Source organism: Lysinibacillus mangiferihumi (genome assembly GCF_003049665.1).
Classification (GTDB): Bacteria; Bacillota; Bacilli; order Bacillales_A; family Planococcaceae; genus Lysinibacillus; species Lysinibacillus mangiferihumi.
Genome location: NZ_PYWM01000003.1, coordinates 272,824 through 287,407, shown reverse-complemented (window position 1 = coordinate 287,407; position 14,584 = coordinate 272,824). Strand labels below are relative to the sequence as shown.

General features: G+C 31.5%; 14 protein-coding genes and 1 pseudogene. 1 reads left to right on the top strand and 14 read right to left on the bottom strand.

The window, feature by feature from the left end; all coding sequences use genetic code 11:
• Positions 1 to 1,002: 1,002 nt before the first annotated feature.
• From C9J37_RS05215 to C9J37_RS05150, 10 genes and pseudogenes are all read right to left on the bottom strand, one after another.
• Entirely contained in the window at positions 1,003 to 1,440 is a 438-nt protein-coding gene (locus C9J37_RS05215; RefSeq protein ID WP_107894534.1) for a DnaD domain protein, read from the bottom strand.
• A gap of 556 nt (positions 1,441 to 1,996) precedes the next feature.
• Positions 1,997 to 2,452: a 2-thiouracil desulfurase family protein gene (locus tag C9J37_RS05205; RefSeq protein ID WP_107894532.1), complete on the bottom strand. Its 456-nt coding sequence runs from the start codon at positions 2,450 to 2,452 to the stop codon at positions 1,997 to 1,999.
• A gap of 410 nt (positions 2,453 to 2,862) precedes the next feature.
• Positions 2,863 to 3,375: a hypothetical protein gene (locus tag C9J37_RS05195; protein WP_107894530.1), complete on the bottom strand. Its 513-nt coding sequence runs from the start codon at positions 3,373 to 3,375 to the stop codon at positions 2,863 to 2,865.
• Positions 3,376 to 3,508: 133 nt separating this feature from the next.
• Positions 3,509 to 3,778, bottom strand: a complete 270-nt coding sequence (locus C9J37_RS05190; RefSeq protein WP_235617025.1) for a hypothetical protein — start codon at positions 3,776 to 3,778, stop codon at positions 3,509 to 3,511.
• Positions 3,779 to 4,099: 321 nt separating this feature from the next.
• A complete protein-coding gene (locus C9J37_RS05185) occupies positions 4,100 to 4,918 on the bottom strand; it encodes a hypothetical protein (protein WP_137067755.1) in 819 nt (272 codons plus the stop codon).
• A 260-nt stretch (positions 4,919 to 5,178) separates the two neighbouring features.
• Complete coding sequence (locus C9J37_RS05180; RefSeq protein WP_107894528.1) at positions 5,179 to 5,733, bottom strand: TVP38/TMEM64 family protein; 555 nt, start codon at positions 5,731 to 5,733, stop codon at positions 5,179 to 5,181.
• A 196-nt stretch (positions 5,734 to 5,929) separates the two neighbouring features.
• Positions 5,930 to 6,163: a DNA-binding protein gene (locus C9J37_RS05175; protein WP_107894527.1), complete on the bottom strand. Its 234-nt coding sequence runs from the start codon at positions 6,161 to 6,163 to the stop codon at positions 5,930 to 5,932.
• 516 nt (positions 6,164 to 6,679) lie between these two features.
• On the bottom strand, positions 6,680 to 7,465 hold the full coding sequence (locus C9J37_RS05170; protein WP_107894526.1) for a nucleotidyltransferase domain-containing protein: 786 nt from the start codon (positions 7,463 to 7,465) through the stop codon (positions 6,680 to 6,682).
• A 77-nt stretch (positions 7,466 to 7,542) separates the two neighbouring features.
• Positions 7,543 to 8,498: pseudogene (locus C9J37_RS05165) on the bottom strand (P1 family peptidase).
• A gap of 1,476 nt (positions 8,499 to 9,974) precedes the next feature.
• Positions 9,975 to 10,250 carry a hypothetical protein gene (locus C9J37_RS05150; protein WP_107894525.1) on the bottom strand — a complete coding sequence of 92 codons (276 nt, stop codon included), beginning with the start codon at positions 10,248 to 10,250 and terminating at the stop codon, positions 9,975 to 9,977.
• A gap of 292 nt (positions 10,251 to 10,542) precedes the next feature.
• Between C9J37_RS05150 and C9J37_RS05145 the strand changes: the two genes are divergently transcribed.
• Positions 10,543 to 10,863, top strand: a complete 321-nt coding sequence (locus C9J37_RS05145; protein ID WP_107894524.1) for a hypothetical protein — start codon at positions 10,543 to 10,545, stop codon at positions 10,861 to 10,863.
• A 146-nt stretch (positions 10,864 to 11,009) separates the two neighbouring features.
• On the opposite strand, the gene C9J37_RS05140 is transcribed toward C9J37_RS05145, so the two are convergent.
• From C9J37_RS05140 to pbfA, 4 genes are all read right to left on the bottom strand, one after another.
• Positions 11,010 to 11,231 (bottom strand): hypothetical protein, encoded by a 222-nt coding sequence (locus C9J37_RS05140; RefSeq protein ID WP_107894523.1) that lies wholly within the window; start codon positions 11,229 to 11,231, stop codon positions 11,010 to 11,012.
• Between the two features lie 287 nt (positions 11,232 to 11,518).
• Complete coding sequence (locus C9J37_RS05135; RefSeq protein ID WP_107894522.1) at positions 11,519 to 11,971, bottom strand: OsmC family protein; 453 nt, start codon at positions 11,969 to 11,971, stop codon at positions 11,519 to 11,521.
• A 293-nt stretch (positions 11,972 to 12,264) separates the two neighbouring features.
• Positions 12,265 to 12,789 carry a hypothetical protein gene (locus C9J37_RS05130; RefSeq protein ID WP_107894521.1) on the bottom strand — a complete coding sequence of 175 codons (525 nt, stop codon included), beginning with the start codon at positions 12,787 to 12,789 and terminating at the stop codon, positions 12,265 to 12,267.
• Positions 12,790 to 12,982: 193 nt separating this feature from the next.
• Positions 12,983 to 14,341: a (R)-1-hydroxy-2-aminoethylphosphonate ammonia-lyase gene (pbfA, locus tag C9J37_RS05125; RefSeq protein WP_167397259.1), complete on the bottom strand. Its 1,359-nt coding sequence runs from the start codon at positions 14,339 to 14,341 to the stop codon at positions 12,983 to 12,985.
• Between the last annotated feature and the right edge of the window lie 243 nt (positions 14,342 to 14,584).

Below are 14,584 nucleotides of genomic sequence, written 5' to 3'. Positions count from 1 at the left end.
TCATAGGGCATTCACCTCGTGGATAATTTTGGTTTGGTCACTTAAATTATACCATTTTGGGAGGTGCCCATTTTTTATTGTTTGAAAACCCTTGGGAGACAAGGGGTTAGAATTGTGAAATTAACTCAAGTATATAAAAATTTAAAAACACCCCATCTTTTTTGTTATAATAAGGATGATTTAATTTCAATCTAACTTTAACCCTACTTCAAAAGTGGGGTTTTATTGAAAAACCAAAAGAACATACGTTTTAATATTTGAGGTGGTTAAATGTACTATATTTCGAAAGACTTCATTAAAGAATTCTACATAAAAATGAATATCATCTCTCCTCCTATAAAATCAACCACTAGCGATAATTAATTTATCATATAAGATAAATTGTTATGCCCAAAATGATTAAATATAATTTATCAGTTCTCTTACTGGAAAGAGGACTTAAAATGATTGATATAGTTAGGAACACCCCCCTCTCTCAAAACGCTGTAAAAGATTTGTACTACAATACATCTAAAGCATACAATTCGATTCCCTACAGATTCTTTGTGATTATCTAAAAGTAAGTCTTCAAGATTTAATAAAGCTGGTTGAGTTTGATTACTTTATTATTGAAAACAAAGCCGACATTGAAAATTTAGCAATTAATTTTATGATCTTATTTAAATTCAACGAACGACAATAATTCTTAATTTCTGTGCACAATTAATTAAAACTCCTGTTATCATGTGAATTTTTTTATTTTACCCTAGCAATCTTTTGATAACTGCTTCCGTAAAGGAGGCAGTTTTAACAACAAAAAGCACGCTGTAATCTGTTGGCTATTATTAAAAAGAGCCAAACAAAGGACAGAGTGCTTCATATATCGTAAACATTTAATTTTAAGTTAGAAAAGTGTTTGTTGAAAAAAGAAAAAGAGCTACAAGTTCAATTCAAAGATCTACGATCAAAGCATCACGTTTCCTCAATTAGGTTTTTGATATTGAAATATATATTTTGAGGACTTTATTTATTCCACTCTTCCCTGACAAATGCCATAGCGCTTTCAATAGTTGTGACGTTCTTATTGAGCCAACTTTCCCCTACTTCTCTCACCAACGAGTGAACAAACCCAATTTTACTAACAATTTTTACATAATCCAGTAATACATTTATAACACCATCATTTAACCCTAACGCTTGTAAATCCTTAACCAGTTCTATATCATCCTGAGAAACAGAACCATTGAGATTTTTTAAATAAGCAATTGGTGTCGAAGAAATAACCTTTTTTATATACCATTCGTCGTAACTCATTCCTGTTTTAGCTTTAAATCTTTCTTCTCCTTTTGATTTCCATTCCTCAATTGTTATCCCGTGCACTTCTTGAAATCGTTCTTCAGCAGTCGTGCCATATATTACTTTGCCACTTATTTTCTTAAATCGTTTTATAGCAATACTCACTCCATTTCATCACTTTTCAACCTAATTTCTACTTAAACTATATTTTGTTAGCAGATAGTTATTAATTGAAAGTTATTAAAAATTAAATTGAAGAAACCCAAACATATTCGGTAATATAAAGATCAAAAATAGGCCTGTAAACGAGAAGGTTATAAATCTTTTTCTATCTATGCCAAGTCTTAGCTCCCAAAGTCCAAGACACACTAAATACAAACCTAACAACATACTAATCATTGGTAACATCACTAAATAAATACTCATTTCATTTTCTCCTTTTAATGATTCCGTTTTATATGTATCTCTTTGAATTGACACAGTCCTTTACTTTAATATGTCTAGCATGAAAAGAAGTTCTAATTTTAAGTAAATTATCCATTAATAATTAATAAATACTTTGCTCTGTTAGTTTAAGTACTTTACATCACAATCTCCACATCCAATTTAATTTTTGTATTTTATTAAACTAAATGGCCCTTTTGTGGAATAAAAAAATCAGTTACTTTTGAAAAAGAGCAAAGTTTCTTTAAATGTATTTCGAGCTAATTCTTCATTTTATTTAGAAGATTTCGGAAAACTGTCTTTCTGAAATTACTTGTAAACCCTTTCTTTTTAATAAAGCAGCCGTAACTCCATTCCCAGCAATTTTCTCTCCTATAAATTCACCATTATAAATCATTGAACTTCCACAAGATGGGCTATACTCTTTCAGTACAACTACTGTTGCGTTGACATCAATAGCCTTTTTTAAAGTAATATAAGCTCCTTTTATGTATAATTCCGTAACGTCTCTACCTGATTTTTCGATTACTTTAGCATTTCCATCCAATACATCTTCCCCGTTACCTCCTATTATTTCTGCAGGTTCTCTAGGAGTTGAAAAACCACCAAGTAATTCGGGACATACGGTTATTGCTTTATTCTCTTCTATTAGTTTCATGATTTTATTATTTAAACAATGTGTGCCGTTATATCTTACCTCTAATCCTGCTAAACAAGAACTTACTAATATCATTAATATCCCCCCCAATTTAGTATCACCCAGTAACATTATACATTCAAGGTATTTCTCGACAATCTGGCCAGATTGTTGAATAACGTTTAAACAAAACGATTTAACTAACCTGCGCCACTAGTTTAAATAATATTTTTCACTTGATAGAAAGTAATATTACATAAATATCCAAATAAGCGCAAGTACTTAGCAAATCCATACTTCGACTAGATGTGTTATGCATCTGTTCCATTGCACGTATTGTACTATTCATCGCTTTCATCATCTTTTGTATAGTGCCTGTATTTTGTCTGTTAAGGTCATGGTTGTTCGAACTGACAAGTGCATCACCCCTTTCTAGGCATAAGAAAAAGCCACTCAAAATGAATGGCTTGTGTAGATTTATCATTAAGAAAAAACATCTGTGATTATTAAATTGGCCCACCTTCAAAACCAATAGGCCATCCATTGTCTTTAAATTTCACTTTATATTGATACTCAAAGGTATCGTCTTCGAATAAAAAAGATAAACTAAACCCAGAAAATATATAATCGTCAAAATTAACTATCTTTCCAAAACATATTGTGGAAAGATAGTAGTTCTTTATTTCTTGATTAGGAAAGAATTTCTGTAAATACTTTAATGCACAGCTTATATGTAGATAAAGTTCATCGAATATTTTTTCCGCCATTTCGATAATCTCCGCATCAGGCTTTTCATTACTCCCTTGAATAGTAATCTCCACATCTTCCCATTCTCCAATATTAATACTGTATAACCATTGTTCTTGAATGAGATACTTCTCCTTTTCATATACAGGGGGGTTAACTATTTTTTTAAATTGATCTTTAGTTAACGGTTTAGCAAGAATAAGCTTTCTATGTAAAATGTCTTTAATATTAGAGACAATATATTTAGATTTGTTTAATTCTAAAGAGTCCATTTCCCACCTCTATTCTGATCTGTTAGTTATAATGCATTTCTATATCAAATGGAGTTTTTTCTACCAATACTGGCCCTCTCAATCTTCTAAATATGAAATAGGATATGGAGAGTAAACTAATGTATCCCCATCTTCATCTCGCTTTTAAAATTATGATAAAATCTACCCCATTACTATCATCCCCTTTAGGTATTGGCGTAATCATGGGAGGGCATCTTAATTCATTACCATATTTGTCTAATGTCTCATTAAAGTTATTTAGAGCAAACGTGACACGTTTATCTATAAAAGCAAATAATTTATCCACCCCACCTGTTTGCATATCAAAATAATCAGGGTTGCTCTCTCTTTTTTCAATTAATTTCTCTTTATATTCTGAAACAGTTAAAAAACAAAACTCCACTTGTAACTCCTTAAATTACGTTTTAAGTGTATAATGTATCTCTTTGAACCGATACAATCCATTTACATTAAAATGTATAACAAAATTACAAATTCCAATTTTTGTGAATTATCTATTAATAATTAGCAAATAATTAAATAGTGAAGTTCCTTTAAGTAATATGTCTTTTCATAGAACTTATTGAATAGATAGAGTTCATACGAAAAGTCACAAAACAACATTCGTGACTTTTTGGTGTATGTCCTAACTTTCATTTGGAACGTTCTTGAAATTATTTTATATAATTTATACATAAAATTCTGTTATAGCAACCTAGGGTTTCTAACTAATTCCTCCATATATATTACAATCAAATTCCATCTCTATGATATGTGAAGAAATAATACCACTTTGCGAGTATTTTCCTCCCACCGCAATTTTATATACAGTACTACCCTCAATTAAAGATTCCTCATAGCCTAGTTGCGTCCAACTTCCATTAGCGTCCGCAGCTTCAGAAGAAATACCGTTAAATACTGAAAATAGTTGTCTTCCCTTTGATGTATTTTCGTTTAATTGTGTATCAAAAGAACCTTTAAAAATAATGTTTGCTGTTTTAGAACCTATTTTTAACGCTACTGTCTTCGGTACTATCATCGGATTAAAACGTTCATTATTTTCTAAAACAACAATTGACGCATTAGCTCGCTCTTTTGCTAGCTTTTCAAAATCTTCTATTTCAATCCAATATTCATCAAGAAAATCTGTTATAGGCTCCAACTCCAGTTCGAAGTCTTCGTTATTTTCCGCATTTACACTTTCAATGATAGCTACATATTTTTGATAATATTCTTCTTTTTGCTCTTGCGTTAAGTTCAAAGGAATCTTTTCTACTTCTACTATCTTTGTAGTATCAGTCTCGTTGTTAATGGTTCTAGAACGTTCATTAGTCAACGATTCTGCTGTAGCTTCTGTGTTATCAGTTTCATCATTAATACAGCCTGATAAAGCCAATGTTCCTAATAAAATGCTTATGTAAAAATAGCTTTTCAACATCTCCACCCCATTTAATATTATTTGAAAAGTTACTTCAATAATAACATAAATGGATTTTATTAGGTCTTTATTGTTTGAAGTTCCCAAAGCATCGTTAGGTAACATACCAAAAAGGCATGTCCTTTAATGTTTATCTTATAATAATGGCTTGCTTAGATATTTAAATTTTAATTAACTCTTTCAAATTTTTGTTTATTAGATAATCTTTATTGCACTAAAGTCCCTGTTAGTTTAAGTATATCTTTGCATAAACTTAGTTCGTTCCTCATAATTTCTCGCTTCATTCATTACAGGAATGCTGAAAGAGCACTGAAAAACGAAGAACCAGTTAGTAAAAGAACAAATATATTAACCACACACTCTTTTTAAGCTTTAACAGCTAGTGGTCTTTTCTTTCTGAACATCAAAATAAAAATTGATAAAATGGCTAATATTATTTTACCTTGCCAATCCCAATCAAGAATTTCTTTAATAGAATATGCTTCTATTATTAGAGCAGGAATTTTTCCTAGTGTGCTAGCTATTGAAAAATTTAGGATACCTATTTTGCTGCCTGCACTTACTAGTGTAATAAGACCAGATGGTATAAATGGTGCAAGCCTTAGTGCCAATACTAAAGTGAAAGCTTTTAATCCTTCTGTTTCTTGTAATTTATTTAAGACTTTATTATTAACGGACACTTTATTTGTTACTTTATTTAAGCCTTTTCGGAACAGATAGAAACCTATTATTGCACCTAAAGCTTCTCCTAAAATAGACAGAAACAATCCATAACAAAAACCAAAGAAACCAATATTCGCAACTGTTAAAAAGATGCTTGGAACGATTCCTAAGATACTAATAACAATACTTAGAAGGATACTTAACCAAACAGCATACATACCAGTGTTCTCAAATAATTCAATGATTTGTATTTCCATATCTCTCCTCGTATTAACCTTCTACAGTGTGATTTTTGATTCGTTTTCTGAAGTATTCTAGATTTGAATTTACTAGGCTGAAATTCTAGAACGACTGTATTTTTCCATTACTTGTACACAATGGTATTCTTCATATCTAAAAGCAAACTCGAAACTTCTTCATCTTTTTTAATAGCCATACCCATTTGGATATGACTCATTTATTAACTTTCATATCCATATCATTTTTACGTTTAACAATATCCTCTTTAAAGAATAATCTATCTCTAGGTAAGTCCTTGATTGGATTGAGTACACCACGCTGCACTAGGTTATTTAAGTTCTGACGAGTACATTGTAGTATCTCCAGCGCTTCAGTTGTATTGATTATTTCACTTTTAATGTATTCCGTTAGGTCTTCACGGTTTTTGAAAGAGTAGTTTTCTGCCATTGATTGCACCACCTATTTTTTGTTACTTTTAATCATTGTAACAATTGTTGCACCGATAACCAAGACCGTGGCAACTGTAAGAATTATAGTAATAGTCGACATGTAAATCACCTCAGCTTGTCATTATTATTGTGTATCAGTTGAATTTCATTTATATTTAAAGTGAAGGCTAAGGGTGTGAGCCTTAACCTTCGTTTTTAAATTTTGTTCTGGACACTACTTCTTTGAAGTGGTGTCTTTTTCATTTTCTTTGCTTTTCTTGCTGTTTACGTTCGCTATCTGCAAGTTAACTAGTGCGGTTACTAAGTTAATGAATGCTGTTAGCACTACTACTCTTTCAAGTTCAATGTCCTTATCCCCTTTCTATACTTTAATTATTTCATTTATATTTACTTACATCAATATAATTATGTAATTCATTTCCATTGATTTCTAACGATATATAGAGTAGGGAATAATAAAAAGCCACATCGCGATTGATGTGACTTAATCATTATTTTTCTTATAAGGCAAATATTATTTCCAAACTTCATGCAATGTATCTCTAAATAATTCATCTAATAATTTTGTCGGATCCTTCGGTTTAACTTTAAGTGATTTTATATACTCTTCAAGTCGTTCAATTTCATTTTCAACAAAATCATTAATCACTTTAATACGAGACTCAATATCTAACTCATCACTTTCTAGCTTTCTCTTTAAAAGATTTTTAACCTCATTTTTCAATTCACCTTCTGGAATAATCACTTCTAGTAATTCATGGAAACTGATTGGAGGTGTAATATTATATTTTTCCATCCACTTACAAGCTAATATTGGACGAAGTACATAAAAATACTTTTTGATTCTTACTTGTTCTCCCTGTAGGTATTCACGATAATTATTTTTTGCCATGTTTAAATAATGGTATAGCATAGAATTTGGATAAAACACTTCCGTTTCCAAAGACTTCATATTTTCAATAAATGAGTATTTTTGATAATAAATGATATCAGATCTTAACCATTCTAAAAGAGGTGGATTATTTTTTCTAAAAAGACGTAGTGCTTTAGTAATTTCCCAACCGCTTATATCTAATAGGTTATTTATTGGTTCTTCAATTACATCTCTTTTCCCACCAATTCCCTGCGGATCAATCGAAAGATACCATTCCGGGTGATGGATATAAATAAATCGAACATCATAATCACTATCTTTTGAGGGAAAGCCCCAAGCTCTACTTCCAGATTCGATGGCATATAAAATTTTAACTTGATACTTCTTTTGTATTTCTAACAATTTTTTTTGAATGATTTCATTCATTTGCGTATCCCCTTATTTGCTCAGAAGAACAATTTTCATGATTATTTAACCTTATGCTTTATTTTTTATCAGAACGCTTATTTCAATATCTCCGATAAGCGATCTAACGGCAATGCATGTACCTGCCTTTGCTTATTTCCTTGTATTGTTTCAGCTATATACATAGAATTTAGTATTGATTCCTTAACAGCTTCAATTACTCCCTCAAATATTGAGTCTAGTTGTTCTGAAGGAAACATACTTAATGTTGTTATATTCTCCTCATCATAAGTATATTGATTACCTATAGAGAAGGTCAGGAAGAAGTCCCCACTACTTTCTTCACCAATCGCTCCCAATTGTGACATTGCTAACGATGCTCTTTTAGATAGTCTTTTACATTGTGAAGGCAATAGTGGTGCATCTGTAGCAACCGTGACTAATAAAGAACCTGGATTTTCAGGTGTATCCCATGGTAAAGATACTTCATTTTTATTTAAACACTCACCAAATGGCTTTTCATTTATTTTTAGGTCTTCTCTTCTTCCGAAATTGGATTGAACTAACGCACCGACCGTAAATGTACCACACTTGCATTCAACTATTCTGGAGGAAGTCCCTATACCACCTTTAAATTCAAAGCAATCATTCCTGTGCCACCACCGACGTTACCTTCTTTAACTTCGCCGGATTTTGCATTAGTTATAGCTTCTATTAAATCTTCATAGTTCACCGTTGTTTTTTGGATATCACTTAACCAACCGTCCCATGTCTCAGCTACAACTCCATTGGAAAAAGGCTCTAATCCTTCAATATCTCTAGTCGCTCTTGAAAGATGATGATGTGCTAATCCAAGTAAATCACTGCCTGTAAAAACAATAGGTGATACTAATGTAACCGTTTCTTCAATCCAATGACTACCTGTAAATTCACCTGTTCCATTCAATGTGAATATTCCCGAAGGAAAGTGGCATCCAGATAATTCCCCGTTATTGGGTAATATAACAGTGACTCCGGAGCAAACATCTTTATTTATGAGCGTTTTATGGCCCACAATAACTCCCTCCACATCAGTAATGGCATTATATTTTCCTGGACTTAATTTCCCAATACTAAAGCCTAGTTCTCAAAATCTTTTTCTTCTCATTTAAACACTCCTAAATTTTTAAATTGTAACGATTTGCCTTAGACTAGTGCTACTGCATTTTGTTTTTACAATTTCCTAGTAAAATTTCCATCTATGTAACTCATATAACACCGACATTTCCAATACTACCATTCTAGTATTTTTTAACAAATATACTTTAATACTACAATCTTTTAGAAAATTTGATAAAAAGGGACATTATGCTCCCACCAACATTTGTTTAATTACACAGTTTCTTGTTCAGATAACGTTGTACTAGATAATCTCCAATGCTTACCAATTGCTCGCATACTATACCTAGCTAACATTCTATGAAGAACCTCACCTTCCCTATCCCCATGCACTAATGGAATTCGCTTTTATACCTCAATAACCTTACTTGTCATAATACTGAATACATTATTTATATACAAACATCGGTATACTTCGGCAAATACAGGATCACTTTTACTTCAATTAGTTGCATTTGAAAGGTCGCTTCAATACCTTACATCGCTATTCCCCCCATTATAACTATTATTATCGACCTTAGCTACTGGCTTTCTTGCTTCTTCAATTGTCTTAACCATCCAATCATAATTCTTAATCTACTGTAGTAAATTCTCTTGCATAACTTTAATTTTCCCTTGTTTGCTCATCAGGTTATCCACTTGTAGAAGGCTCAAGTGGAATAAGCAAATTATTTGCTGTAGCGTGTAACGACGCTACATCTTTTTATGGTACAATTTACACAAAATATATAACAAGGTAATTCAATGGACATCTTTTCAGGAAAATCACTTGGTGGAAGTCTTTTATTATTTATCCCGCCCATGATATTACTACCGGTTGTAATGGTAGTTTGCGTAACAATTTATAAAACGTTATTCGGAGAAATCTTGCCGACAAAAAATTTGCCCAGTTGCCCTTCTCGGTTTCTTTATATGGGCAATCCCTATGAATATGGGGTTTTATGATTTTTTTAGAGCAATTTTATAGTCACCTTTAGCTTTCCAAGATAGCTGGTTATCATTTAATGTTGTACGATTTATCACTTCAATGTTGTTGATTTATGTTGAACCAGTTCATCTTCTAAACCTTCCTAGTTTTAGCATATTAGCTCTCCTAAACGTATTGTAGATTGTAGCCTACATCGCATTTCAAAACCTTATATATCGCTTTTTAAGCGTTATTTTAATGCTGTTCGAACGTTAATAATACTTATTTCTTAGCGTAATCATAGGAACTGCCTGCCCAATGATGAATGTCTCGTATTGGCTATACTCAACTAAAATAGTGCAGCTTTGATAACAGCCTAAACAATAAATAAAATTTCTCCCCTACTTTTTACATTATAAATGCCCTCCAAGCATGATTCTGGAAGGCAAAAATGTTTATATAATTTTATTTCGACAAAGCTTGGAATTGTTCTTTTGCGAAAATCCCTTCATCAATAGACATTTTCAACAATTCAAACAAACTTTCTTTTTCTAAATCTAATGCATTTTTAATATATCTTAATACGCCATTTTCATTTATTTTATACCAAGCGAAACGAACTTCAATTCTTTTAAGGCCTTTTACATAAATTTCTTCAATTGCATACACATTTTCTCCATCCTGAACTTTAACTTGTTTCAAGATATCACAGTACTCAGTTGACTTCACGATATTTACCACAAACTTCACTCCTTTCTCTATCAATGTAATCATAAAGAAGTAAAGTTTGCTCTAATAAATTTTTGACAATAAAAATAACGCTAATCCTTTGTTTATTATTCTGAAAAGGATATTTAAACTTCTTCTACTAATTTCTCAAGTTCTGGTCTATTCTTCATTCTATTTTCCCCCTTGTAGATTTATTGCCCAATTAGCATTATTGACTGTACATAATTAGCACACCCTTTTATAATTATTAAGGGTAATCCTTCATGAATTGAGTCATAAAAGACTTAAAACACGAGGTGATGAAATGGAAATTAATACAGGTTTTAATAGAATATTCGTAGAGTTCGATACTGATCTTTCTCACTATTTAACTTTTTTGGCCGTTATCCTTTCATTAAAATTACTGTTATCTCTCTTTTTTAAACGGAAAAAACAACTTATTGAATTAATTGCAAGTTTCGCTCTATTTTTGCTCATTAACAGTCTTGTATTTAATATAATAGATATCTTATTTATCTATTCTGACATTCTAAATTTAGCGATTATTGTTATTTTGCTTTTTAGTTACATAATGTTTTTTTATCAACTTTATAAATATTTTAAAAAACCAAAAGCACATGAATAGACATGTGCTTTTGGACATTGTTGTCTTCACTCCATGCAATGACAAAAATATAAAGCTACTCAAGTGAATAGCTTTTGTTTAAACTAAAATAAGAACAGGCTAAAAGCGTGATTTAGGATAAGTACCATTGCAAAACTCGGGTTTTATCACCACTTCTCATTATATTTATGCTCTTTAAAATGAATATACTCAGTATTTTTGATTCTCGTCCAACTACTAATAGCATTCAAAATTATCATAAACATTACAAATAAAACCGAACCTACGACGAAATGCCCTAAGAAAAAAGTTACAAAGGCCGCAACCAATAGTGCTATTATTATGATGGTTGCTAATATTTGTAATTTACTCTTCTTGTTATCATTCATCGACCCAACCTCCCATTAAACATATTTCTGCACCTTTTAACATGTTAATATGGTTTATTTTACTACGTTCTAAAGTATTACACAAAAATATACTCATCACTAAAAATAGAGCCGTTTATGTATGTCTTGCCCCAGTATGTAAGTAACAAGGGAGGAAACACTTAGTGCCCCCTCCCTCACAGTATACAAAGTTACTTGAAAATCGTTTGGAACATTCTGAATATCTAGCTTACAATTATATTACTCATTAGTCGTAATTGATATTTCTGGAATGGCATAAAAATAGATTAAACTACAGAATTCTCAATAACAATCCCTGAAGACACAAGATTTACTGTATTAACAATCGTATCACCTACAGGGCAATGTGCTTCAATATATTTTTTAAATTCTTCTACCTTTTCCTCTGATGCATTCGTTTTGATATGAAAAGTATATCGGATTGATAAAAATCCTGGTCTTACATCAGACTTGCCTAAAAAGCCATCTGTATCAAGGTCTCCTTCTAATTCCACCCAGAAATCTTGAAGGTCTATATCAAATTTCTTCGCATAAGTTCTTGCTACTATTGATTGACATGCCCCCAAAGCCGAAAGCAAGAGTTCTACAGGATTTGGAGCTTGATCATCTCCACCTAATTCTTTTGGTTCATCTACAATAATTTTATGTCCTCTAACATGAGCTTCTACCAAAACCTTTTCTTTTAAAAATGTGTTTGCCTTAAATGTTGTTATCGCCATTTACAATCACTCCTCTTTAGAATTTGACTATTTTTTTATAATCACTGAATAAGATTTTTATACCTTATTAAGTTTATAAGAATACGACGTTATTTCTTTTATGCTACTTGTAACTTTTTCTTTAGTCAACTACTAATTAAAATTTTTTTAAATTCAAGGATAGCAACAGCAACAAAACTTATCCAAACAATCACTTCATCAGATTAATCACTTGTTCAACGTATTCGCTGCAAACTTGTATGGCTAATATTAAGTTTTATGGCAATTAGAAAAAACTTCTTGTTCCCTATCGATTAATTTTTAACGTTATCAATTATTGTTAAGAAATATTTAGCTTGGGATTGTAAATGTTTTGATTTAACTGCTTTTTTAATTAAAAATAATATAACCAAAATATAAACAGCTTGCATAAAATAATAATAGGTTACTGGGAGCTGTTTAAATAAAATTTCTTTTGACATTTCTTTATAGATAAGTAAAAAAGCAAATAGTCCTACACCACTAAGGTTTAATATGGAAACTCTATCATATGTACATTCAATTTCTACTAATCTTGCCTTCAAAATTAATCGATCTTCTGTAGAAAGAGCTTGAATATTTTTTATATAATCTTTAATATTTGAATTTCTTGTCTCATATTTTAGGAGTCTTTTAAAAATAGTATAAAAACTATCTCCATTCCAATCTTTTCTTTTTAGGTGTTTACCTAAAAATTTTATTAACTCTTTATCTTTACAATTATAAATACATTTTATCAACTCCCTCTGATCTCTTGAATTAGTTCCTGTTTCTAAAAATTCACCATTCACTCTAACCAATTTTTTACACCTCTTTTTTCACTATACCACATTTTTTCACCTTTACACACATTCTATTAAGGTGCAAAAATGTGTTAATAGTACCTACACTATCTGTTTTTAATGCAATAGCTTTCCCCTTACCCGCCATTGTTTCTTTATAAAATAAAAACACCTCATATGAGATGTTTCATCAATTTTTTATAAATCTATATTACTGCTCTAAAACCTCTTGGATAGATTGGTCTAAAATATCCATTGCCAGCTCTAATTCTTTTTCCTTAATAATCAGTGGTGGCGTGAGCGTAAGCACATTTCCTTGTGATACTTTAAAACTTAATCCCTTCTCCATACATTTACACATTACTTGTTCTGCTTCGACTATAGCTTTTTCTTTCGAATGGCGATCCAATACTAGTTCTACGCCATATAAAAGACCGATTCCTCGTACATCACCTATAATTTCATACTGCTCTTGCATCTTTTCAAGTCGTATTCTCATATACTCTCCTAATTGATTAGCCTTTTCTATTAATTTAAAATCCTCAATATAATGAAGAGTAGCCAATGCTGCTGCACAGCCTAGCGAACTTTTTTCATGCGTATAATGACCAAGTGCAATATCTTGGGCAACATCAAGTTCTCCTTTTACGAGCATCGCCGCCATTGGAAACACGCCTCCACCCAATCCTTTTCCCAATAAAACAATATCTGGAATAACCCCAAAGTTTTCAAAAGTGAACATTTTTCCTGTTCGTCCTAAAGCAGTTGGAATTTCATCAAAAATCATTAATATATTATTGCTATCACAAATATTGCGTAAACGTTGATAGTACTCTTTTGGTGGGATATGCACGTCTGTACAACGAACAGGCTCTAAAATAATGGCACCGATTTCATTTTCTCTTTCTAGTATATACTCTAGATAATCAAGGGATTTAAACCTACCATTGTCATCCTCAAACAAACCGCGATATGAATTGTAAGGAGCTATATGTAGACTCCCTGGCATTAAAGGGCCCATACCGTTACGGAAAAGAGCTTCTCCTCCAACTGAAATGGCGTCTAAAGATGCGCCGTGAAACGAATCCCACATCGATATCGTTTTAAATTTACCTGTTGCCTTTCGAACAAGCTTTAAAGCCATACCAACAGCTGAAGTTCCTCCAGGAGCCAAAAGTACTTTATTTAAAGGTTCTGGTGCAATAGCAACTAATTTTTTTGCTAACTGGATTGCAACTTTATTTGTATAACGTCTTGGTGAGAATGGAAGTGTATCCAACTGCTCTTTTACGGCACGAATAACATACTCATTCCCATAGCCTATTTGATGAACATTATTCCCATGAAAATCCATATACTTCCTTCCGTCTATATCCTCTATGTAAATGCCATAGCTTTTTTCTATAATATTTAAACAAGGAGTAGAAAGAGACTGATGTAAATAATACTTGGCGTCATCGTTTATAAACTCAAACGATTCTTTACTTAAATGATTTTCTTGCCAGACAGAACGAGTTTTTGTTAAATTAATATCCCCCTCTGTTCTTAAAACTTCAATGTTTTTATCCATGATTTTTTCTCCTCTCATATAAGGTAAAAACTTCTTTCATCTAAACAAACTAACATATGCTTTTTAATTAGATATTAATATCCTGTAAATCTTTTCACTTAATGATTTTGTTACACAGTTGTAGTGAAGCAATTATTATACCTACGTTCATAGAACACCGAAGAACCAAAGGAGCGTTTAACAAAAAAAGACATACCAATAAGGCATGTCTTTTTTGTTTATTTTCTATTCTGTATCCCTTGT